The following is a 20,399-nucleotide window of genomic DNA, read 5'->3' as shown; positions in this document are numbered from 1 at the left end:
TCTTCGGGGTCAGAAACCGGATGTCAGGGTGAGGCTGACCCACCCGGGATAAAAGGCGAAGATCACGGTGACGGGCAGGACGAGGAAGACGACCGGGATCATCATCGTGATCTCCCGCCGGCCCGCGGACTCCACGAGCGCGCGTCGCCCGGCATCGCGGACATCGGCGGACTGCGCATGCAGCACGTCCACCAGCGGTGTGCCGCGTTCTACCGCGACGGCCATCGCCTCGGCGAATCGCGCGGTGCTCGGAACCCCCGTCCGGCGTCCGAGCGCGGTGAAGGCCTCCGGTACCGGCGTGCCCGAACGTATGTCGGCGAGGAGTCGCGCGAACTCGTCCCCGAGGGGACCGCGCAGCCGCGCGCCGACCCGTTCGACCGCGGCCCGTGGGCTCTCCCCCGCCGCGACGGCCAGGGCGAGCAGATCAGCCGCGACGGGGAACTCCCGCACGAGCCGTTGCTCTCGGTCCCGGACCTGGGCGGTCAGTCGTTGATCGCAGCCGAAGACTCCAGCCAGGCCGCCAGCGAGGCAGAGCACGAGCAGCGGCGCCAGGGCCGCCCCGCGCGCGGACGCCGCCAGCGCGACAGCGAAGGCCACACCGAAGCCGGCCAACCCCCACTGGGCCTGCCGCATACGGAAGCCCTCGAGATCACCCCGATCCCCCGCACGCACGAGCCTCCTGGAGACGCTCGCCCCGCTGCCGACGATCTCGCCCACCGCGGTCGTGCTCGCGCGCCAGATCGACGTCAGTCGAGGACCGAGGGACTCCACCGCAGGATCGTGCACCCGTAGATCGCGCACATAGGGCCCGACACGTGCCATCAGCGCCGGACGACGATTCTCGCGCCACGCCACGACCACCAGGACGAGCCCCGTGCTGCCCAGCAGTCCGATGACCGCGCCGATCATGCGAGCACCCGGCCTTCCAAGGGGAGCCGGCCGGCGCGCAGCATCAATCGGTAAGCCACCAGACAGCTGAACGCACCACCGACGAGCACGGCGATGCCCATCGGCTCCCCGAACCGCCCGATGACCTCGCGTTGGCCGCTCATGAAAACGAGGACCAGCCATGGAGCAGCGACGGCCAGCCTGGCACCGGAGACGGTCCACGACTGACGCGCCTCCAGCTCTCCCCGAGTGCGCTGATCATCGCGGATATATCCCGCGAGCGAGCGGAGCATTCGTCCGAGGTCTCCCCCACCGACCTCGCGGGCGAGTCGGAGCGCCTCGACGACACGATCACCCGTCGGGTCCGCCAAACGGCCCTTGAGCAGCTCGAGGCTCTCCACGAAGCGGCCGGAGGACTGATAGTCGCGGGCGAAGGCCGCGAACGGTTCGCGCAGCGGTTCGGGACCGTGCTCGGCCAGGCTGATGACCGACTCAGGAAGCGACATGCCCGCGCGCACCGCTGATGCCAGCTGGTCCACCGCGTCCGGCCAGGCCTGAGCCTGCTCGCGGCGCCGGCGCCGCTCCACGCCGTGGACGATCGTCAACGGCAACACCGCGGCGGCGAGGCCGGCTATCGCACCGATCACCAGGACACCGGTGATCGCCGTGACCAGCAGCCCGCTGATCAGCCCGAGCAACGTCCCCACGCCGAGCCAGGTCCAGGGCACTCGTCGGGAACGCGATCGCCGCCGGGTAGCCGCCCCGGGGTCGTTCGCCGTGAGGATGAGCAACAGCCCGATCCCAGCGGTGAAGCCGATCAGTGCACCCATGCCGGCTCCTCGCGTGTTCGTCGGCCCGCCATCGCGTCGTACACCGTCTCGGTCTCGATCACGTCTCCCTCGATCCGGCCGGTGACACGGATGACCTCGCGCACGGCTCGGCGACCGTCCGCGGCGATGGCGGTGTGGACCACGAGATCCACGCACGAGGCGACGGTGGGCACCACGAACCGCGCGGAGATGTTCTCACCGGCGAGCAACGGCAGCGTGCACAGCTTGGTCAGCGCCTGCAGCGCGGAGCTGGCGTGGACGGTGGCCATGCCCGGCAGGCCGGCGTTGAGCGCCAGCAGCAGGTCGAGGGCCTCCGCGGCGCGCACCTCGCCCACGATGATCCGGCTCGGCCGCATCCGCAGAGCCTCTTTGACCAGGGTGCGCAGCGTGATCTCTCCGGTGCCCTCGAGGCCGGCCTGGCGCGTCTGCAGCGCCACCCAGTCCGGGTGAGCGCAGCGCAGTTCGAAGACCTCTTCCACCGAGATCAGTCGCTGGCTTCCCGGGATCGCGCCGGCCAGACAGTTCACGAGGGTGGTCTTGCCGGCCTGGGTGCCACCGGAGACGACGATGTTGTTGCCGTCCAGGACCGCCTCGCGCAGCAGCGCGGCGAGCTCGGTGTCGATCGTGCCGAGCGAGATGAGGTCGTCGAGTGAGGATGCCTTGGTGACGAACTTGCGGATGTTGACGGCGGTGAAGTCGCGCGCGATGCCACTCAAGGCGACGTGCAGACGATGCCCGCCGGGCAACATCGCGTCGACGAAAGGCTGACTCAGATCGAGCCGGCGCCCAGTGCTCGAGAGCATCCGCTCGACCAGCTCCCGCACACGCTCGGCGGTGAGCCGGACCGATGTCAACTCGTGTCGGCCGTCGCGGGCGATGAAGACGCGATCCGGTTCGTTGATCCAGATCTCCTCGACGTCGTCGTCATCGAAGAACCGCTGCAGCGGGCCGAAACCGGCCGCATCGGCCACCAGCTGCCCGACCACCACGTCGGGGTCGTCCAGCGAACGAACGGCACCGGTGAGACTCCGGGCCTCGTGCTCCGCCACCACATCGGCAGCCGCCGCACGCACCGCCTCGATGTCATCGGCCGGATCGATACGCCGCTCGCGCACGAGACGACGCACCTGTTGCGCCAAAGCCTGATCCACGGCCCCTTCACCCCCGATGAGAAACGGACCCTCCTGGCCGATCTTGCACGAGATGGTCCGCTTCGGGAAGACCCCACCGCCAGAATGTGGACAACCTCGACGCTCACCGCTTCGCGGCGGCGGGGAGACCGGAGGAGCTCAGGTCCAGAGCGTGATGGCGGCGACGATGCCCGCCGCCACCACCCCGGCTCGCAGCAGCGGCGCCGGCATGCGCCGGGCGATCCGCGCGCCGACGTACCCGCCGAAGATCGAGCCGACGGCCAGCAGTGCCACCACAGCCCAGTCGATATCGGCCACCACCACGAAGACCGCTCCCGCGACCACATTCGAGGCCATGACCGATGTCGTCCGCAGAGCACCGATGATCCGCAAGTCGATATCCAGCCCGATCGCGAGGACGGCGATCATCATGACGCCGGCCCCGGCGCCGAAGTAGCCGCCGTAAACACCCGTGAGCACGACGAACACGGTGGTCAGCGGAGAGAGCCGGACTCGAGCGGGCCGGTTCTCTCCCTCGGGATGGCGTGCCGCGAGCCAGCGCGAGATCCGCGGCTGCACTCCCACCAATAGACAGGTGCCGAGGATTAGCCATGGCGCCACCCACTCGAAGACGCTGGACGGCAGACCGAGCAGCAGCGCGGCCCCGATACTCCCCGCGAGCCCGGTCAGGACGACCACCCGCACCGCCAGGCCACGCACCTGGCGCAGTTCCTCGCGGTATCCGACGACCCCGCCGGCGCCAGCCGGGATCAGGCCCACCGTGTTGGTCGTATTGGCGACCACCGGGGGAAGTCCGACCGCGAGCAGGATCGGGAAGCTCAGCAGCGACGCGACCCCGACCGATGAGCTGAGGATGCCGGCACCGAACCCGGCCGCGAGAACGAGCGCGATCTCGGCGGCACCCATCGCCCCTCCCCACACATCGTATTGGATAGGCCACTGAACCACCCTCAGGCTGTTCTCGACAACCCCCGCACCGGCACGACGAGTCGGACACTCGGCATCGAGAGCTCAGTCGAGCATGCCCTGGCATGCCACGGCTGCGGCAGTGGGGTCACCGGCGATGATCGCCTCGGCGACGGCATCGAGGGCACGCAGCAAGTCCGGAGACGCCTGCGGCGCGGGCGCCTGCTCGCTCATCATGTCGTCCAGATCGGCCAACAGCGGCGCATCGGCGAGCTTGCGGATACTCCGCAAGGTGTGCTCGAAGGACCGCGGCCGCCCGTCATCGGCCAGCATCGCCAACCGTAGAGAGGACTGCGGGTTCACGGCAGCTGATCTTGCCATTCCAGCTAGAATCGCCTCCCGCGCGACCACGACTTCACGGACCGGACGGCCCTCGAGCCGCACCCCGCTCCCCGCGTCGGGGCTGGCCGGGGCAGGGTCGCGCACCATCGCACCCACCCCGTGGCGGACCTCGACGCGACCTCGGGTCTCCAGCGCCGCGAGCGCCTGCGAGACCGTCGCACGGCTGACGCCGAGCTCCTGAGCCAACTGACGCTCCGGAGGAAGACGGTCGCCGCCGACCAGCCCCTGAGCCTCGATGAAGTCCGAGATATGGGCCGCCAGGCTCTCGTACAGGCGCTCGCGACGGACCGGCGAGAGACGGTTGACGGGGTTCTTTGCCACGGCTCCATCATAGATACTTCAGTGGCCGAGTTGCCAAGTGGCCTAGCCACTTGTCATAGTAGACGCCATTCGCCGTATGACACCGGTCACACGAACCCAATCTGATCCCAACCCTCTGAGAGAAGTCCCATGTCTCACGCACTCATCGCGTTGACGGTTCTCGCCATCGTCTTCCTGGTCGCGACGATCCGCGGCGTCAACATGGGCGCCTTGGCGCTCGTTGCCTCTTTCGTCGTCGGCCTCAGCGTCTACGGCTCCACGACCGATGACGTATTGGCCGGTTTCCCCGCTGACCTCTTCGTGATCCTCGTCGGCGTCACTTATCTGTTCGCGCTGGCCAAGAACAACGGCACCGTGGACTGGCTCGTGCACGGTGCCGTACGCGCGGTCGGAGGGAGGGTGGCCCTCGTCCCCTGGGCCATGTTCGCCGTCTGCGCACTCGTCACCGCGATCGGCGCCGTGAGCCCCGCAGCAGTCGCCATCGTGGCCCCCGTGGCGATGGGCTTCGCGCTCCGCTACGAGATCCATCCGGTCATGATGGGCATGATGGTCGTCCAGGGCGCTACCGCCGGCAGCTTCTCCCCCATCGGCATCTTCGGCTCCATCACCAACGGCGTGGTCGACTCCAACGGACTCCCCGGCAGCCCCGCCTTCCTGTTCGTCGCGACCTTCCTCGCCGCGACGCTGATCGCCGTGGTCACCTATCTGGCCTTCGGCGGGCGCGAACTCATCTCCCGGGGCCGTGAACAGGCCAGGGTCAACGCGATGGGCGCCGAGGCGGAGGCCGCGAGTCATGAGGCGACGCGTCCCGGCCCGTCGGGCACACCGCACTCGGCGGTCGAAGCCGGCCGCAGCGTCTCCTCCGACGAGTCGGTCGAGGTCGACTTCCGGCTCAACCCGCAGCGGATCGTCACGCTCCTCGGCCTCGTCGCACTCATGGTGGGCGCCCTCGGCTTCGACCTCGATGTCGGCTTCACCGCGCTGACCATCGCGGTCGTCCTGACCCTGGTCTATCCGAAGTCCGCCAAGGGCGCCGTCGAGAAGATCAGCTGGGGCACCGTGTTGCTGATCGGCGGCATCGTCACCTATGTCACGCTGCTGCAGAACCAGGGCGTCGTCGACTGGCTCGGCGACCGTGTGGCCGATGTCGGCAGCCCGCTGGTCGCCGCACTGCTCATCTGCCTCATCGGTGCCGTCGTCTCGGCCTTCGCCTCGACCACCGGCATCATCGGTGCTCTCATCCCCTTGGCCGTGCCCTTCCTGCTCACCGATCAGGTCAACGCGATCGCTCTGATCGCCGCGCTCGGCATCGCGAGCTCGGTCGTCGACTGCAGCCCTTTCTCCACCAATGGCGCACTCGTGGTCGCCAATGCCGAGCCGCGCGATCGCGACATGGTGTTCAAGCGCCTCATGCAGTGGGGCATGTCGATCGTCGTCGTCGCACCTGCGGTCGCCTGGGCCGTTCTCGTGCTGCCCACGGCCTAGGTCTTGACCGAGCGATGGACCTTTCGCCCGACCGTGAGCGGTGAGCTATCCCGCACTTCACCGCTCAAAGTGCGGGATAGCTCACCGCCAGGGCTGGGGCGTGATTCGGCGGTCGGGAGGATGTCCTGACGCGAGTCGTCGCGACCCGGTAGGTTCGAATCATCGTCCAGACGAAGGAGTGACCGATGGCTCAGAAGCAGTCCATCCTCGGCCGCGTCGCCCAACTGACCCGCGCCAACATCAACGCGCTGATCGACCGGGCCGAAGACCCCGAGAAGATGCTGGATCAGATGATCCGCGACTACACGAACTCAATCGCGGAGGCCGAGAAGGCCGTCGCGGAGACCATCGGCAACCTGCGTCTCGCCGAGTCCGACCACGCCGAGGACGTGCGGGACGCCAAAGACTGGGGTGCCAAGGCCCTCGCCGCCTCGCAGAAGGCCGACGCGCTGCGTTCCAGCGGGCAGGACGGCGAGGCCTCCCGCTTCGACAACCTCGCCAAGGTCGCACTCGGCAAGCAGATCCAGCACGAGACCGAGGCCAAGCAGGCGGCCCCGATGATCGAGTCGCAGAACGAGGTCGTCGAGAAGCTCAAGACCGGTCTGGTGCAGATGCGCGGCAAGCTCGGCGAATTGCAGGTCAAGCGCGATCAGCTCGTCGCTCGCCAGAAGACCGCGCAAGCTCAGGCGCAGGTGCAGTCGGCAGTTCAGTCGATCGATATCTTGGATCCCACGAGCGAACTGTCGCGATTCGAGGACAAGGTGCGCCGGGTGGAGGCCCAGGTCGCCGGACAGGCCGAGCTCGCGTCCTCGAGCATCGACGCACAGTTCGAGGAACTCGAGCTGGACACCACCCAGCTCGAGGTCGAGGCACGACTGGCCGAACTCAAGCAGCTCGGCGCCGGATCGGGCACCCCGCAGAGCTCCCTCACCAGTCAACCGGACGAAACGGAGAACCCCGCATGAAGCTCAGCGAGAGCTACACCTATCCCGCTGCCATCGAGGAGGTCTATGCGCTGATCGTCGACCCCTCGTTCCGCGAATCCGGCTGTGAGGCCCAGGGATCGACGGACTACGACGTCAACGTCGTAGCCGACGGCGGCGGGCACACCGTCACGATCAAGCGCACCATGCCGGCCGATGACATGCCCGAGTTCGTCAAGAAGCTGACCGGCAACTCCGTCAAGGTCGTCCAGACCGAGGCCTGGGGCCCGGCGGATTCCGCCGGTGGGCGCTCGGCCGATGTGAAGGTCGAGATCCTCGGTCAACCCGCCCAGATGAAGGGCACCGCGACCCTCAACGGCAGCGGGGACGCCACCGAGTTCGTCGTCGATGGCGATGTCAAGGTGTCCATCCCGCTCGTCGGCAAGAAGATCGAACCGGTCGTCGGCAAGGCGATCGTCAAGGCCTTGGAGACCGACGTGGAGCTCGGCACCGCTCGGCTCTGACCCGTCCGGGCCGCAGGCGGGCCGGACGATCTTCGTGGCGTGTCACGCGACCCCCTCCGCGTGGCACGCCACCATCATGTCCGGCGCCTGCGCTCAGGCGAAGTGGCGATGCCCCGTCGAGCCGGTGTAGGGCTCCCCGTCGACGGTGACACCCTCGCCCGCGAAAGCGGCGCCGATGACGGTCCAGCCGGCCGGAACCTCCGCATCGCCGGGGAAGGTGGCAACCAGCGCGAAGTCCTCGCCCCCGCCCAGGACGAAGCCGAGCGGATCGAGACCACCCAGCGCGCTCGCCAGCGTCGCCACGGCCTCCGGGACGTCGAGACGCTCGGCCTGGATATCGATCGCCACGCCGCTGGACCGTGAGATGTGCTCGAGATCGGCCAAGAGACCGTCACTCACGTCGATCATCGACGTGGCTCCGGCAGCAGCCGCCGCCGGACCGGCGGCATACGGCGGGGAGGGCCGCCGATGCCCGTCGACGGCCACCTTGGGCGACCGGAAACCGCGGCTGAGCGCGGCATAGCCGGCCGCCGACAGTCCGAGGGTGCCCGCGTACGCCACCACGTCCCCGGCGCGCGCTCCCCCTCGCGTGACCGGACGCTCAGCATCACCGAATGCCGTGACCGAGATGACCACCTGATCGGCGGCCGACACATCTCCACCGACCAGATGGGCGCCGACCGTGGCGCACTCGGTCTCGAAACCCACCACCATGTCGTCGGCCCACTGGGCGGGAAGATCCGCCGGAGCCGCGAAGGCCAGGGTCAGCGCCGTGGCCACGCCACCCATGGCGTTGATGTCCGAGAGATTGGCGGCCGCCGCCTTGTGGCCGATGTCCAGGGCCGACGACCAGTCACGACGGAAATGACGGCCCTCGATGAGGATGTCGGTGCTCACGACGAAGGTCCCGTCGGCGGTCGCCACGTGCGCGGCGTCGTCACCGGGGCCGAGCAAGACGTACTCACTCGACCCGATCGACCTCGTCACTCGGTCGATGAGTCCGAACTCCCCGATGGCGGCGATGGTCTGATCGTCGTTGCTCACGCCTTGATTGTCCCAGCCGAGAGGGGCGCGACTGAGCCGTTTGCGATAGCGTGTCGTGGCGGTCTCATAGGAGGGAATACCGATGGCTGTTCAGGCGTACATCCTCGTTCAGACTGAGGTCGGCAGGGCGGCGGAGGTCGCCCGCGCGATCGCCGATGTCGACGGCGTCGTCGTGGCAGACGATGTCACCGGTCCCTACGACGTCATCGCTCGGATCGAAGGACCCAGCGTGGACGAGCTCGGCGCGCTGGTGATCTCGCACATCCAGAAGGTCCCCGGCATCACCCGGACGCTCACCTGCCCGGTCGTGCGGATCTAGGTCGACCTCAGCGCAGGCCGGTGCTCCGGCCGAGCGCGAGCGCGAGGAGTCGCTCCACCAGCTCCGGGTACGCGATCCCGCTGGCTTCCCAGGCCTTCGGGAACATCGAGTAGGGCGTGAACCCGGGCATCGTATTGATCTCGTTGATGACCAGGCCTCCGTCGACGGAGTCGGTCAGGAAGAAGTCCACCCGCGCCAGCCCTTCCCCGCCGATCGCGTCGAAGGCCTGCAGGGCGTACGCCCGGATCCGATCGCGCTGCGTGGTGCTGATCTCCGCGGGGATGACGTTCTGGCTGGTGCCGTCGAGGTACTTGGCCTCGAAGTCGTAGTAGGTGTGGCCGATGCTGTCGTCGACGACGATCTCGCCGACCTCGCTCGCGATCGGCATACCGCCGAGATCCTGGATCACCGCGCACTCGACCTCGCGCTTGTGGCGGGCGGCGGCCTCCACGATCACCTTGGGATCGAGCTTGCGCGCCCCCTCGACGGCATCCTCCAGATGGCCCCAATCGCTCACCATGGTCACGCCCGAGCTCGACCCTGCCCGCGCCGGCTTCACGAACACGGGCAGCCCGAGGGCGTGGACCCGAGCGACGGTGCGCTCACGCTTGGCATCCCACTCCCACGGCTGGATCGTGACATAGGGCAACTGCGGGAGTCCGGCCGCGGAGAACACCGTCTTGGTGAAGGGCTTGTCCATCGCCACGGCGCTCGCGAGAACGCCAGCGCCGACATAGGGCACGCCCGCCATCTCCAGCATGCCCTGGATGGTGCCGTCCTCGCCCCAGGGTCCGTGCAGCAGCGGGAAGACGACGTCCACCTCGTGCTGCAACCGATCCCACGAGAAATCGGGCCGATCATCGCGGACATAGGGCAGCGTGCCGGAGGGGAGATCATCCCAGACCCCGGTCTCCTCGACCCAGTGCCCCGTAGGCGTGATCCCCACGGGAAGCACCTCGTAGCGGGACGAGTCGATCACCGCCATCACCTCACGGGCGGTCGAGCACGAAACCCCGTGCTCACTGGAACGCCCACCGAACACCACTGCCACGCGCACACGCTCTGTACCGGTCATCGAACAGCACACTACCGGTGCGAGGAGAATGGACCCATGACGCCACGCGACCTCTCCCCCGCCTCCATCGCCGTGTCCGCCGGACGGCCCCACGCCCCAGGGGACCCGCTCAGCGCCCCCATCACGCTCGCGAGCGCGCTGGTGCCCGGCGGCGACGCGGAGTACGCGCGCGCCGGGAACCCGGTCTGGGCGCCGCTCGAGACCATCGTCGGCGAGCTCGAGGGCGGGGACGCGCTGGCCTTCGCCTCCGGCATCGCGGCCTCTGCCGCGGTCTTCTCCCTCGTTCCCGCCGGCGGTGTGGTCGTCGCCCCGACACATGGCTACTACGGAACGACGCACCAGCTCCGCCAGCGCGGTGACGTGGAGGTCAGGCTCGTCGACGTGTCGGACACACCCTCCACCGTCGATGCGATGCGCGGCGCCACTCACGTGTGGCTGGAATCGCCGACCAACCCGGCGATGGAGGTCGCCGATCTGCCGACATTGATCGCCGCGGCCCACGATGCCGGGGCACTCGTCGCGATCGACAACACCTTCCGGACCCCGCTACGCGAACGCCCCTTGGAGCTCGGCGCCGATATCGTGACCCACTCGGCATCGAAACTGCTCGCGGGGCACAGCGACGTGATCTTGGGCCTCACCATCAGCCGTGACCCCGAGTTGTACGCCGCGCTGCGCGCGCATCGTCACGATCATGGGGCCATCCCGGGAGCCCTCGAGGCCTGGTTGACGACGCGGGGCCTGCGCACGCTGGCGGTGCGCCTGGATCGTGCCGAGAGCAACGCCCGCGAGTTGGCCGAACGGCTGACGGCGAGCCCCCTCGTCGACGAGGTCCGCTATCCCGGGTTCGGCACGATCATCGGCCTGGTGCTCGACGACGATCAGCGCGCTCAGCGAGCGACCGAGTCGAGCCGGCTGGTGCGCTATGCCACGAGCCTCGGCGGTGTCGAATCCACGTGGGAACGCAGACGGCGTCATGCGAACGAGGCTCCCACGATCCCGGCCGGTCTCATCCGTCTGTCGGTCGGCATCGAGGATGTCGAGGATCTCTGGTCCGATATCGAGGCCGCCCTGGCCTGATCGTGGTCAGGAACGTCGTGACAGCGTGATCGCCGCGACGACGAGGAGCAGGCCCGCGACCGTCAGCAGAGCCGCGAGCAACCGGTGGACGGATCCGGTGATGAGCAGCAGGCCGCCCATCGCGATGACGGCGAGCCCCAGCACCGCGCGCCCGAGCCGCAGCGGCGTCACCGGATCTCGGGTTTCGCCTCACGGCTGATGAGCGCGGCGACGAGCTCGTCGGGGGTCATCTCGTCGTTGACCAGTGTTCGCACGTGCTCGACGATCGGCATGTCGACGCCGTGCAGGCTCGCCAGCTCCGCGATCGAGGTGCACGACTTGGCGCCCTCGGCGACCTGCCGGGTCTGCTCGGCGACCTGAGCAGCACTCATGCCCTCGCCGAGCTTCTGCCCGAAGGTGCGATTGCGGGACAACGGCGACGAGCAGGTGGCGACGAGGTCGCCGAGACCGGCCAGGCCCGCGAAGGTCATCGGATCCGCGCCCATCCGCACGCCGAGCCGGGTGGTCTCGGCGAGACCGCGGGTGATGACCGATGCCTTGGAGTTGTCTCCGTAACCGAGACCATCGCAGACGCCGACCGCGAGCGCGATGACGTTCTTGGTGGCGCCGGAGAGTTCGGAGCCGATCACATCGGTATTGGTATAGGGACGGAAGGACTCGGTGTGGCACCACTTCTGCAGGAATCCGGCCACCCCGGCGTCCTCGCAGGCGACGACACTGGCCGCGGGCTCGCGGCGAGCGATCTCCTTGGCCAGGTTCGGCCCGGTGACGACTGCGATCCGTTCAGGACCGGCGCCGGTGATCTCGGCGATCACCTCGGTCATGCGCTTGTGCGTGCCGAGCTCGACGCCTTTCATGAGACTCACCAGCACGGCGTCGTCACGCAGCATCGGCGCCCATCGCGTCAGGTTCTCGCGCAACTGCTGCGAGGGCACGGCGAGAACCACCACCTGTGCGTCGCGGAGAATCTCAGCCTCGTCGTGCGAGGCGACGACGGTCTCCGGTAACTGGATGCCCGGGAGGTAGTCCGGGTTCTCGTGCGTGCGGTTGATCACCTCGCAGAGCTCCTCGCGACGGCCCCAGAGGCGCACCTCGTTTCCGGCGTCGGCGACGACGATCGAGAAGGCGGTGCCCCAGGAACCGGCACCCATCACAGCGGTCGTCACCATCAGCGCTCCTCCTCGGGGCGGTATCCGGTGCGCGGCGCACCGAGTGTGTGAATGTCGATGCGCGGGCCGGTGGGGCGTTCGCCGCGAACCTCGGCCAACAGGTCGGTGAGCGCATCCATCAGACGCCCTGTTGCTGCGACGATCTGTGCCTCGTTCGGGTCAGCGCCCAGATCGTCGAGGTCGACCGGCTCTCCGACCAGCACACGATAGGTCCGTCGCGGGAAGAGTCGTAGGCGCTTGTCGTAGGGAAACAGGATGTCCTGAGGCCCCCATTGCACGATGGGTACGAGGGGTCGTCCCGTGGCGAGCGCCACGCGGACCGCGCCCGTTCGCCCACTCATCGGCCACACCTCGGGATCACGGGTCATCGTGCCCTCGGGATAGATCGTGACGATGCCGCCGGCCGCCACTGCGTCAACGGCGGCGCGCATCGACTCCGCGGCCCCTTCGGTGCCCCGGTACACCGGGATCTGCTGGGTATTGAGCAGAATCCTCCGGAGCACCGGGACACGGAAGAGCGGATCTTTGGCCAGATAGCGCGGCACGATCCCGTGATCGACCATCCAGTGCCCGAGCAGCACCGGGTCGGTCCACGAGAGGTGGTTGGCAGCGATCACATAGCCGGGCTCTGGGAGGCGCTCGGCTCCACGCCAGTCTCGTTTGGTGAGGACCATCAGCAAGGGCCTCAGGATCCACACGACGACGCGCAGTGTACGCGGCATGGAACGAGCGGCCATGCCCCGAGACTACCGGTCGCGAACCGGAGCCGGGATCACCCCAGCTCGCGCGTTACCGCCGATAGAGCGTCGTGCAGCAGGATCGCGGCATCCTCGTGAACCAAGAGGCCGTTCTCGCCGGTCTCTGCCGGCTCGATGGCGACCCAGGTGGATGGGGAGTCGAAGTGGCGGATCCGGCGCACGATCAGACCGTCGGCATCGGGCACCGGCGGTTGCTCCATATCGGCCTGCGTGCCGATGATCGCCGGGAAATCGGCGAGGATCTGCTCGTGGTACCGGGCTTCCGGCGGGTCATCGGGTGCGTGCGCCTTCTCGCACCAGAGCGGGAAATGCTGGGATGGGGGTAGGGACGACATGGCTGCTTCCTCCGTCTGCGGGCTGGGTGTGGTTGACCATAGGACGGTGGACAGACAGATCGCGTCATCATCGCGTGGTTGTCCACACCCGAGCAGGTACCTCTTATACATTGTCTTCTATACAAGGTACAGCCTCGCGATGACGCAGACGCAGGAGGGGCCGCCCAGCACACTGCTGGACGGCCCCTCATCTGCGAAAACGCCTAGAGTGTCGCGGGTTTGAAGCTCAGCCGACGGCCCTCGTAGGTGACGATGTCGTCTTCATGGGACAACGTGATCGCGATATCGTCGAGGCCCTCGAGCAGACGCCACCGCGTGTAGTCGTCGATCGTGAAGGAGTCCTCGATCCGGTCCGGCCCCTCCCCCGCGCTCACCGTGCGCGCCTCGAGATCGACGCTCACCGAAGCGCCCGGGTTGGCCTCGAGGTACTCCCACAGCGCCGCGACGACCTTGTCGTCGACCTGCGCGGCGAGCAGACCGGCCTTGCCGGAGTTGCCACGGAAGATGTCACCGAACCTGGGGCTGATGACGACCTTGAAGCCGTAGTTCTGCAGCGCCCAGACGGCGTGCTCACGCGACGATCCAGTGCCGAAGTCAGGGCCGGCCACGAGCACCGTCGCGTCACGATAGGCATCCTGGTTGAGCACGAACTCCGGGTCGCTGCGCCAGGCGGCGAAGAGCCCGTCCTCGAAGCCTGTGCGCGTGACGCGCTTGAGATAGACCGCGGGGATGATCTGGTCGGTGTCGACATTCGAGCGCCGCAGCGGGGCGCCGACACCGGTGTGCTGGGTGAACTTCTCCATGCTCAGGCTCCTGCCTTCTCCAGATCGGCGGGGCTGGCCAGGTGGCCGAGGACCCCGGTGGCGACGGCGACATCCGGCGAGACCAGGTGAGTACGCCCGCCCTTGCCCTGACGGCCTTCGAAGTTGCGGTTGGACGTCGATGCACTGCGCTCACCCGGTGTCAGCTGATCGGGATTCATGCCCAGACACATCGAGCAGCCGGCACCACGCCATTCGGCTCCGGCATCCTTGAAGACGACGTCCAGGCCCTCCTCCTCGGCCTGCAGACGCACTCGCACCGAGCCGGGCACCACGAGCACGCGAGTGTCGTCGGCGACCTTATGGCCCTTGATGAGCTCGGCGGCGCGACGCAGATCCGAGATCCGGCCATTGGTGCACGAGCCGATGAAGACGGTGTCGACCTTGATGTCGCGCATCGGCGTTCCCGCCTCGAGCCCCATGTAGCGCAACGCGCTCTCGGCGGCCTCGCGCTGGGTCGGATCGTCGAAGTCGGCCGGGCTGGGCACCGCATCCGACAGCGGCACGCCCTGGCCCGGATTCGTTCCCCATGTCACGAACGGGGTCACCTGCGCAGCGTCGAGCGTCACGACCTTGTCGAAGTGGGCATCGTCATCGGTGACGAGACTGCGCCAGTACTCGACCGCCGCGTCCCACTGCTCGCCCTCGGGAGCGTGCGGGCGGCCTTTGATGTACTCGAAGGTCGTCTCATCGGGGGCGATGAGCCCGGCCTTGGCGCCCCACTCGATCGACATATTGCAGACCGTCATGCGCTCTTCCATCGTCAGCGCGCGGATGGCCTCTCCGCGGTACTCGACGATATAGCCCTGCCCGCCGCCGGTGGTCTCCTGCGCGATGAGCGCGAGGATCAGATCCTTGGCGGTGGATCCCTCGGGCAGCTGTCCGGTCACCTCGACGGCCATCATCTTCGGCTTGGCCTGCGGGAGGGTCTGCGTCGCCAGCACATGCTCGACCTCACTCGTGCCGATGCCGAAGGCGATCGATCCGAAGGCGCCGTGCGTGGAGGTGTGCGAGTCGCCGCAGACGATCGTCATGCCCGGCTGCGTCAACCCGAGCTGCGGACCGACCACGTGGACGATGCCCTGCTCGATATCGCCCATCGGGTGCAGCCGCACGCCGAACTCCGAGGCGTTGCGCCGCAGGGTCTCGACCTGGGTCCGCGAGACCGGGTCCGCGATCGGCTTGTCGAGGTCGGTCGTGGGGATATTGTGGTCCTCGGTGGCGAGGGTGAGCTCGGGGTGACGAACCACGCGCCCGGAGAGGCGGAGCCCGTCGAACGCCTGAGGGCTGGTCACCTCGTGCAGGAGGTGAAGGTCGATGAAGAGCAGGTCGGGCTCTCCCGTCGCCTGGCGGACGACGTGGTCGTCCCAGATCTTCTCAGCGAGTGTCTTCGACATGTGGTGCCTTCCGGATTACTGACTTGCGTCTCAACATGCGATACGGCAGTATCAAGTCATGGACAACTCTAGCGGAGTCGGCGTTCTGGATAAAGCGGCACTCGTGCTGGCCGCCCTGGAACCCGGGCCCGCCACCCTCGCCGGCCTCGTCGCCGCCACGGGACTGGCTCGCCCGACCGCCCATCGCCTCGCGGTAGCGCTCGAGCACCATCGCCTCGTCGCCCGCGACATGCAGGGACGGTTCATCCTCGGACCCCGACTCGGCGAGCTGGCGGCGGCTGCCGGCGAGGACCGCCTGCTCGCCGCCGCCGGGCCCGTCCTCGCCCGTCTCCGTGACATCACCGGCGAGTCCGCCCAGCTGTTCCGCCGCCAGGGCGACTTCCGCGTCTGCGTCGCCGCTGCCGATCGCCCCACCGGTCTGCGCGACTCGATACCGGTGGGTGGGCAGCTGACGATGGCGGCCGGATCGGCGGCGCAGATCCTCCTCGCCTGGGAGGATCCCGAGCGCATGAACAAGGGCCTCCTCAAGGCCACCTTCGCGGCCTCGGAGCTGTCAGCCGTCCGCCGGCGCGGCTGGGCCCAGAGCGTCGGTGAGCGCGAGCCGGGCGTCGGCTCGGTCTCTGCGCCGGTCCGCTCCCCCTCCGGCAAGGTCGTCGCGGCGGTGTCGGTCTCCGGCCCCCTCGAACGCCTGACCCGCCAACCGGGCCGCATGCACGCCCCGGCCGTGGTCGCCGCCGCCGAGCGACTGTCGCAGAACCTCCGGCGCTGAGCAGTGAGCCTCAGGCCGCGAGGTCGTCGGCCAGCACCACCCTGAGGTAGGCATCGTTCGCGTAGTGCGGAGGCCAGGCTGCGACGCCCCGCCGACGCAGCTCGTCGTCGAGGAGACGCAGCCATGCGCTCTCCTCGGGCCGCATCGGTCCTCGTCCCGGCCGGGTCCACAGCACCGCGATGCTGCCCCGCGGCACGAGCCGGTGGTTCACTGCGGCCAGCACGTCGACGATCTCATCGATGACGTGCTGCTGCGGCATCGGGGCTAGTCCGTCGATCGTGGTCAGCTGAGGCTGCGCCACTCCCCGCTCGTCGATCGCGAGGAAGCTCAGCTGGGCGGAGGGAACCTCGAGGGTCTTACGCACGGCGCGCCAGTAACGAGTGATATCGGCCTCGGTCTGCAACAGTCTCATGGCCACACCCTCGCCCGGAGGCGCGGATCCGTCGAGACCGCCGTCCACAGGGTCCGGGTGGCCGCCACCGCCTCCGCGCGGCATCGCGTGGCCGGTGCCGCCGCGCCGCTGATTCGCCGCGAGCCTCAGAACAGCGCCGGACGCTCCAGCTCCAGCAGTGTCCGCTTGCGCTCGATGCCACCCGCGTACCCGGTCAGCTTCCCGCTCGCGCCGATGACGCGATGGCACGGCACGACGATCGGGATCGGGTTCGAGCCGTTGGCAGCGCCGACGGCCCGCGACACCACCGGCAGATAGCCGAGCCGGGCGGCGACCTCACCGTAGCTCGCGGTCTCACCATAAGGGATCTTGCGCAGCTCGTTCCAGACCTTCTGCTGGAACTCCGTGCCATCATTCGCGAGCGGCAGATCGAAGTCGCGTCGATCACCCGCGAAGTACTCGTTCAGCTGCTCCTCGGCGCGATCGAGGAGATCGTCGTCGATGCGCCGGCCGCGCGGAGTCGCGTCGAACTCGATGCGCGTCAACAACCCGGCCGATGTGTGCAACCGCAGCCCGCCGATCGGCGAGTCCATCCATCGGGTGCTCATGAGTCCATCCTCTCGTCGGTGATGCTCTGCCACAGGTGCAGGGCGGCATAGGAACGCCAGGGCCGCCACTGGTCGGTTCTCTCCTCGGTCAGCCCGTGCGCCGCCAGGGCGCGGCGCAACACCAGGTCGGTGATGGGCAGGATGTCGGGATCGCTGAGGGCGCGCATGACGATGTAATCCGCGGTCCACGGGCCGACACCCGGCACCTCCAGCAGCCTGCGCCTCGCATCGGCACGATCGACGCCGGTGTCCAGCACGAGCTCGCCTGCCACGAAGGATCGCGCGACCGCCACCAGCGCACGGGCGCGCGACCGCGGCATCGAGAAACCGGTCTCCGGCGCGTCCACGACACTCTGAGGCGACGGGAACGCGTGACTCAGGCCGAGCTCGGCTGCCATCGGCAGATCGACGGCGGATCCGTGTTTCCGGGCCATCTCGCCCAGCACCGTCCGCGCGCCCGCGACGGAGACCTGCTGGCCGACGATCGCCCGGACCGCGACCTCGAAACCGTCGACCTGGCCGGGCAGCCGCAGCCCGGGGTGGCGATCGACCAGCGGTGCCAGCACCGGGTCGGAGGTGAGCGCGTCGTCGATGGTCGTGGGATCGGCATCGAGGTCGAGCAGACGGCGGCAGCGGTGCACGGCCGTCTGGGTGTCGGCGAGGTCGGTCAGCTCCAACCGAGCCTGCACGGCATCGTCGTCGAGAGTCAGGTCGACGACAGCCGGCCCGTGCGGAAGGCTCACGATCCGCGCATAGCGACGTTCCTCCACTCGCTCGACGCCGGCGATCGCCCGGGCGCCGAGGAAAGCGGTGAGAGCCCCGGCCGCGAAGGGCCGTCGCACCGCGAGCCGGATCTCGAGGCGTCCGCCCCCGCGAGAAGCACCTCGCCTCAGATCCCGGGGAGCGAGCGCATACGCCGTTCGCATCGTGTCGTTGAACTGCCGAACCGACCCGAAACCGGCGGCGAACGCGATATCGGCCAGGGGCAGGTCGGTGGACTCGATGAGGGTGCGAGCGAGATGAGCGCGGTTGCTACGAGCAACCGAGAGCGGTCCGACGCCGAGCTCATCGACGAGGGTGCGATGCACCTGCCGCTCGCTGTAGCCGAGTCGTCGCGCCAACCCCGTCACGCCCTCACGCTCGACGACTCCGTCGGCGATCAGGCGCATCGTCCTCGCAGCCAGATCGCCGCGCAGATTCCATTCCGGGGAACCGGGCGTCACATCCGGCCGGCACCTGCGGCACGCGCGATAGCCAGCGGCCTGAGCCGAGGCCGGATCGCGGTAGAAGGTGACATTCTCCCGTTTGGGAGTGACGGCGGGACACGAAGGACGACAGAAGATGCCCGTGGTGCGCACCGCGGTGAAGAAGACGCCGTCGAATCGCGCATCGCGGGCCTGCACGGCGCGGTAGCGGTCGTCATCGGTCATGATCCCATCATGCGCCCCCGCACGGAGGATTTCTGGCGGAAATCGGACATCACCGTCAGCGAGCTGCGGTCCACGAACGACTCGACCCCCGGCCGATGAGGACCGGGGGTCGATCGCTGGTAGCCCCGACGGGATTCGAACCCGCGCTACCGCCTTGAGAGGGCGGCGTGCTAGGCCGCTACACAACGGGGCCAGCGAGGGAAGACTCTACCAGGCGGGCCGAGCAGACAGACACGGGACCTCCTGACGAGTGGTGCGATCGCGACCGCGAGTGGTGCATATTCGCCCCTCGATGAGCGTTCGGAGGGCGAATCTGCACCACTCGCGGTCCAGCACCGGCACTGAAACGAGAAACTCCCGAACCTGCGATGCAGGTCCGGGAGTCTTCGATGTCTGGAGACATCGCACTGGTAGCCCCGACGGGATTCGAACCCGCGCTACCGCCTTGAGAGGGCGGCGTGCTAGGCCGCTACACAACGGGGCCAGCAGGAGAAGACTCTACCAGCCCGCTGCCGCACCCTTGTCACCCACCCTCGAGCGACCTGCGCGGCGCCAGCGCCGCTCCGATGACGGCGACCGCCGCCGCTACCCCGAATGCCGTCGGCAGGCCGGCGAGCTGGGCGACGAGACCGATCAGCGGGGCACCGAGGGCCTGCCCGAGAGCGAAAACGAGAAAGGACAGCCCGACCCCGGCGGCGGGCGTCCGCCCGTAGATCCGACTGCCCCAGATCAGCACGATCCCCGTGAGAGCGATGTAGGCCGCGCCGAACACCGCCAACATCGCCCACGCGCCAGCGATCTCGGGCCAGGCGGCGAGCAGACCGGTCGTGGCGGCCAGCAGCACGGCGACGAACTGCCACGCCCGGCGCAGACCCAGCCGTCCGATGGCATCGCCCGCTGCAGCTCCCGCAAGGCCACAGGCTCCGAGGAGAATCCACGCGACGAGCGAGAAACGTTCGCTCTGCCCGCCTTCGGTCACGAGCATCTCCCGCCCGAAGGTCCAGATCGCCGAGCTGGACAGCCCCATGGTCGCGGTCGCCACGAGCAGGTGCGCGCCACCAGACGGCAGCAGGGGCCGCGGAAGCATCTCCCGCGGCATCGGTTCGCGCGGGGCCGGAGTGCGGACGACGACGGCGGCCCAGATGGTGGCGACAGCGCACATCACCGCGAAGGCGAGCCATCCGATCCGCCATTGGTCCCGGACCAGCAAGGCGACGGGGCCCGCGACAGCGACTCCGGCTCCTGTGCCGGCGTTGACGACGGCTTGGATCCGGTCACGATCCTTCGCCGGCACGGCGTGGGCGACGGCATGCGCCAAAGGAGGTGAGGCGACGCCGGTGCTCGCCCCCGCAACGATCACGCCGACGGCGAGCATCACGCCATGGGGCGCCACCGCGACCAATGCGGTTCCCACCGTGGCCAGGCCGCCGGCGACCACCACCAGCGGCCGCGACCCCCAGCGTGGGATCAGCACGGTGGTGACGACGATCGCCACGCAGTAGGAGACATAGGAGCCCGCGGCGATCACGCCGATGACCGTGGCGGTGAGAGCGAATTCGTCCCGGAACGCGGGCACGAAGAGGCCGTAGGCGAAGCGCGCCAGTCCGTAGCAGACGGCGATCAGCGACACCCCCGCCCCGGCCAGGCGCAGGGTCTGGACCCTGGCGGAAGGCGCCCCTTCGTCGAGCGTCGTCACCTCGACGTGAACTTTACAGATCTGTGAACCACAGTGTCACTGTAGGTACACTGATCGGTGAAGTCAACCGAGAGGGG

The 20,399-nt window shown here is 68.6% G+C and carries 23 protein-coding genes and 2 tRNA genes; 6 read left to right on the top strand and 19 right to left on the bottom strand.

What is annotated here, in order from left to right; all coding sequences use genetic code 11:
* Positions 1 to 9: 9 nt before the first annotated feature.
* The 5 genes from FNM00_RS14980 to FNM00_RS14960 form a co-directional block, all read right to left on the bottom strand.
* Positions 10 to 909 carry a type II secretion system F family protein gene (locus FNM00_RS14980; RefSeq protein ID WP_143914356.1) on the bottom strand — a complete coding sequence of 300 codons (900 nt, stop codon included), beginning with the start codon at positions 907 to 909 and terminating at the stop codon, positions 10 to 12.
* Complete coding sequence (locus tag FNM00_RS14975; RefSeq protein ID WP_143914355.1) at positions 906 to 1,718, bottom strand: type II secretion system F family protein; 813 nt, start codon at positions 1,716 to 1,718, stop codon at positions 906 to 908. The genes FNM00_RS14980 and FNM00_RS14975 overlap by 4 nt, the downstream gene beginning before the upstream one ends.
* Complete coding sequence (locus FNM00_RS14970) at positions 1,706 to 2,869, bottom strand: TadA family conjugal transfer-associated ATPase (RefSeq protein WP_143914354.1); 1,164 nt, start codon at positions 2,867 to 2,869, stop codon at positions 1,706 to 1,708. Before FNM00_RS14970 ends, FNM00_RS14975 begins: the two co-directional genes overlap by 13 nt.
* 138 nt (positions 2,870 to 3,007) lie before the next feature.
* Entirely contained in the window at positions 3,008 to 3,775 is a 768-nt protein-coding gene (locus tag FNM00_RS14965; protein ID WP_143914353.1) for a sulfite exporter TauE/SafE family protein, read from the bottom strand.
* A 105-nt stretch (positions 3,776 to 3,880) separates the two neighbouring features.
* Complete coding sequence (locus FNM00_RS14960) at positions 3,881 to 4,498, bottom strand: FadR/GntR family transcriptional regulator (RefSeq protein ID WP_246065196.1); 618 nt, start codon at positions 4,496 to 4,498, stop codon at positions 3,881 to 3,883.
* Between the two features lie 129 nt (positions 4,499 to 4,627).
* On the opposite strand from FNM00_RS14960, the gene FNM00_RS14955 reads away from it, so the two are divergent.
* From FNM00_RS14955 to FNM00_RS14945, 3 genes are all read left to right on the top strand, one after another.
* The gene (locus FNM00_RS14955) at positions 4,628 to 5,983 is read left to right on the top strand and encodes an SLC13 family permease (protein ID WP_143914351.1); all 1,356 of its coding nucleotides are present in this window, start codon (positions 4,628 to 4,630) and stop codon (positions 5,981 to 5,983) included.
* Between the two features lie 185 nt (positions 5,984 to 6,168).
* Positions 6,169 to 6,948: a PspA/IM30 family protein gene (locus FNM00_RS14950; protein ID WP_143914350.1), complete on the top strand. Its 780-nt coding sequence runs from the start codon at positions 6,169 to 6,171 to the stop codon at positions 6,946 to 6,948.
* Positions 6,945 to 7,430: a DUF2505 domain-containing protein gene (locus tag FNM00_RS14945; protein WP_143914349.1), complete on the top strand. Its 486-nt coding sequence runs from the start codon at positions 6,945 to 6,947 to the stop codon at positions 7,428 to 7,430. Before FNM00_RS14950 ends, FNM00_RS14945 begins: the two co-directional genes overlap by 4 nt.
* 93 nt (positions 7,431 to 7,523) lie before the next feature.
* On the opposite strand, the gene FNM00_RS14940 is transcribed toward FNM00_RS14945, so the two are convergent.
* Positions 7,524 to 8,474 (bottom strand): thiamine-phosphate kinase, encoded by a 951-nt coding sequence (locus tag FNM00_RS14940; protein WP_143914348.1) that lies wholly within the window; start codon positions 8,472 to 8,474, stop codon positions 7,524 to 7,526.
* Positions 8,475 to 8,556: 82 nt separating this feature from the next.
* On the opposite strand from FNM00_RS14940, the gene FNM00_RS14935 reads away from it, so the two are divergent.
* A complete protein-coding gene (locus FNM00_RS14935; RefSeq protein WP_143914347.1) occupies positions 8,557 to 8,793 on the top strand; it encodes an Lrp/AsnC ligand binding domain-containing protein in 237 nt (78 codons plus the stop codon).
* 7 nt (positions 8,794 to 8,800) lie between these two features.
* Here FNM00_RS14935 and FNM00_RS14930 read toward each other — a convergent pair whose 3' ends face one another.
* Positions 8,801 to 9,868 carry a D-alanine--D-alanine ligase family protein gene (locus FNM00_RS14930; RefSeq protein ID WP_143914346.1) on the bottom strand — a complete coding sequence of 356 codons (1,068 nt, stop codon included), beginning with the start codon at positions 9,866 to 9,868 and terminating at the stop codon, positions 8,801 to 8,803.
* Between the two features lie 36 nt (positions 9,869 to 9,904).
* Here FNM00_RS14930 and FNM00_RS14925 point away from each other — a divergent pair, with 36 nt between their 5' ends.
* The gene (locus FNM00_RS14925; RefSeq protein WP_143914345.1) at positions 9,905 to 10,948 is read left to right on the top strand and encodes a trans-sulfuration enzyme family protein; all 1,044 of its coding nucleotides are present in this window, start codon (positions 9,905 to 9,907) and stop codon (positions 10,946 to 10,948) included.
* Positions 10,949 to 10,954: 6 nt separating this feature from the next.
* On the opposite strand, the gene FNM00_RS18875 is transcribed toward FNM00_RS14925, so the two are convergent.
* From FNM00_RS18875 to leuC, 6 genes are all read right to left on the bottom strand, one after another.
* Positions 10,955 to 11,119 (bottom strand): hypothetical protein, encoded by a 165-nt coding sequence (locus FNM00_RS18875; protein WP_185973176.1) that lies wholly within the window; start codon positions 11,117 to 11,119, stop codon positions 10,955 to 10,957.
* On the bottom strand, positions 11,116 to 12,117 hold the full coding sequence (locus FNM00_RS14920) for an NAD(P)H-dependent glycerol-3-phosphate dehydrogenase (protein WP_143914344.1): 1,002 nt from the start codon (positions 12,115 to 12,117) through the stop codon (positions 11,116 to 11,118). The genes FNM00_RS18875 and FNM00_RS14920 overlap by 4 nt, the downstream gene beginning before the upstream one ends.
* Complete coding sequence (locus FNM00_RS14915; protein ID WP_143914343.1) at positions 12,117 to 12,854, bottom strand: lysophospholipid acyltransferase family protein; 738 nt, start codon at positions 12,852 to 12,854, stop codon at positions 12,117 to 12,119. Before FNM00_RS14915 ends, FNM00_RS14920 begins: the two co-directional genes overlap by 1 nt.
* Before the next feature lie 35 nt (positions 12,855 to 12,889).
* Positions 12,890 to 13,210, bottom strand: a complete 321-nt coding sequence (locus FNM00_RS14910) for a hypothetical protein (RefSeq protein ID WP_143914342.1) — start codon at positions 13,208 to 13,210, stop codon at positions 12,890 to 12,892.
* 203 nt (positions 13,211 to 13,413) lie between these two features.
* The gene (leuD, locus tag FNM00_RS14905; protein ID WP_143914341.1) at positions 13,414 to 14,013 is read right to left on the bottom strand and encodes a 3-isopropylmalate dehydratase small subunit; all 600 of its coding nucleotides are present in this window, start codon (positions 14,011 to 14,013) and stop codon (positions 13,414 to 13,416) included.
* Positions 14,014 to 14,015: 2 nt separating this feature from the next.
* Complete coding sequence (gene leuC, locus FNM00_RS14900) at positions 14,016 to 15,428, bottom strand: 3-isopropylmalate dehydratase large subunit (protein ID WP_143914340.1); 1,413 nt, start codon at positions 15,426 to 15,428, stop codon at positions 14,016 to 14,018.
* Positions 15,429 to 15,486: 58 nt separating this feature from the next.
* Between leuC and FNM00_RS14895 the strand changes: the two genes are divergently transcribed.
* On the top strand, positions 15,487 to 16,197 hold the full coding sequence (locus FNM00_RS14895; RefSeq protein ID WP_087624348.1) for an IclR family transcriptional regulator: 711 nt from the start codon (positions 15,487 to 15,489) through the stop codon (positions 16,195 to 16,197).
* Between the two features lie 10 nt (positions 16,198 to 16,207).
* Here the strand turns inward: FNM00_RS14895 and FNM00_RS14890 are convergent, their stop codons facing one another.
* From FNM00_RS14890 to FNM00_RS14865, 6 genes are all read right to left on the bottom strand, one after another.
* The gene (locus FNM00_RS14890; RefSeq protein WP_143914339.1) at positions 16,208 to 16,609 is read right to left on the bottom strand and encodes a hypothetical protein; all 402 of its coding nucleotides are present in this window, start codon (positions 16,607 to 16,609) and stop codon (positions 16,208 to 16,210) included.
* A gap of 125 nt (positions 16,610 to 16,734) precedes the next feature.
* Entirely contained in the window at positions 16,735 to 17,196 is a 462-nt protein-coding gene (locus FNM00_RS14885; RefSeq protein ID WP_143914338.1) for a methylated-DNA--[protein]-cysteine S-methyltransferase, read from the bottom strand.
* Positions 17,193 to 18,626: a DNA-3-methyladenine glycosylase 2 family protein gene (locus FNM00_RS14880; RefSeq protein WP_185973175.1), complete on the bottom strand. Its 1,434-nt coding sequence runs from the start codon at positions 18,624 to 18,626 to the stop codon at positions 17,193 to 17,195. Before FNM00_RS14880 ends, FNM00_RS14885 begins: the two co-directional genes overlap by 4 nt.
* A 117-nt stretch (positions 18,627 to 18,743) precedes the next feature.
* Positions 18,744 to 18,819, bottom strand: a tRNA-Glu gene (locus FNM00_RS14875).
* Positions 18,820 to 19,034: 215 nt separating this feature from the next.
* Positions 19,035 to 19,110, bottom strand: a tRNA-Glu gene (locus FNM00_RS14870).
* Between the two features lie 39 nt (positions 19,111 to 19,149).
* Entirely contained in the window at positions 19,150 to 20,322 is a 1,173-nt protein-coding gene (locus FNM00_RS14865; protein WP_143914336.1) for an MFS transporter, read from the bottom strand.
* Positions 20,323 to 20,399 lie beyond the last annotated feature (77 nt).

The organism is Aeromicrobium piscarium, from assembly GCF_007421815.1.
GTDB lineage: Bacteria > Actinomycetota > Actinomycetes > Propionibacteriales > Nocardioidaceae > Aeromicrobium > Aeromicrobium piscarium.
The sequence above is the reverse complement of the archived record's forward strand: the minus strand, read 5'-3'. Positions and strand labels throughout refer to the sequence as shown.

Excerpts from the sequence above, each read along its gene's own strand:
- FNM00_RS14980 (WP_143914356.1), bottom strand. The coding sequence starts at position 909 with ATGATCGGCGCGGTCATCGGACTGCTGGGCAGCACGGGGCTCGTCCTG.
- FNM00_RS14975 (WP_143914355.1), bottom strand. The coding sequence starts at position 1,718 with ATGGGTGCACTGATCGGCTTCACCGCTGGGATCGGGCTGTTGCTCATC.
- FNM00_RS14965 (WP_143914353.1), bottom strand. The coding sequence starts at position 3,775 with ATGGGTGCCGCCGAGATCGCGCTCGTTCTCGCGGCCGGGTTCGGTGCC.
- FNM00_RS14955 (WP_143914351.1), top strand. The coding sequence starts at position 4,628 with ATGTCTCACGCACTCATCGCGTTGACGGTTCTCGCCATCGTCTTCCTG.
- FNM00_RS14950 (WP_143914350.1), top strand. The coding sequence starts at position 6,169 with ATGGCTCAGAAGCAGTCCATCCTCGGCCGCGTCGCCCAACTGACCCGC.
- FNM00_RS14945 (WP_143914349.1), top strand. The coding sequence starts at position 6,945 with ATGAAGCTCAGCGAGAGCTACACCTATCCCGCTGCCATCGAGGAGGTC.
- FNM00_RS14935 (WP_143914347.1), top strand. The coding sequence starts at position 8,557 with ATGGCTGTTCAGGCGTACATCCTCGTTCAGACTGAGGTCGGCAGGGCG.
- FNM00_RS14930 (WP_143914346.1), bottom strand. The coding sequence starts at position 9,868 with ATGACCGGTACAGAGCGTGTGCGCGTGGCAGTGGTGTTCGGTGGGCGT.
- FNM00_RS14925 (WP_143914345.1), top strand. The coding sequence starts at position 9,905 with ATGACGCCACGCGACCTCTCCCCCGCCTCCATCGCCGTGTCCGCCGGA.
- FNM00_RS14920 (WP_143914344.1), bottom strand. The coding sequence starts at position 12,117 with ATGGTGACGACCGCTGTGATGGGTGCCGGTTCCTGGGGCACCGCCTTC.
- FNM00_RS14915 (WP_143914343.1), bottom strand. The coding sequence starts at position 12,854 with ATGGCCGCTCGTTCCATGCCGCGTACACTGCGCGTCGTCGTGTGGATC.
- FNM00_RS14910 (WP_143914342.1), bottom strand. The coding sequence starts at position 13,210 with ATGTCGTCCCTACCCCCATCCCAGCATTTCCCGCTCTGGTGCGAGAAG.
- leuD (WP_143914341.1), bottom strand. The coding sequence starts at position 14,013 with ATGGAGAAGTTCACCCAGCACACCGGTGTCGGCGCCCCGCTGCGGCGC.
- leuC (WP_143914340.1), bottom strand. The coding sequence starts at position 15,428 with ATGTCGAAGACACTCGCTGAGAAGATCTGGGACGACCACGTCGTCCGC.
- FNM00_RS14895 (WP_087624348.1), top strand. The coding sequence starts at position 15,487 with ATGGACAACTCTAGCGGAGTCGGCGTTCTGGATAAAGCGGCACTCGTG.
- FNM00_RS14890 (WP_143914339.1), bottom strand. The coding sequence starts at position 16,609 with ATGAGACTGTTGCAGACCGAGGCCGATATCACTCGTTACTGGCGCGCC.
- FNM00_RS14885 (WP_143914338.1), bottom strand. The coding sequence starts at position 17,196 with ATGAGCACCCGATGGATGGACTCGCCGATCGGCGGGCTGCGGTTGCAC.
- FNM00_RS14880 (WP_185973175.1), bottom strand. The coding sequence starts at position 18,626 with ATGACCGATGACGACCGCTACCGCGCCGTGCAGGCCCGCGATGCGCGA.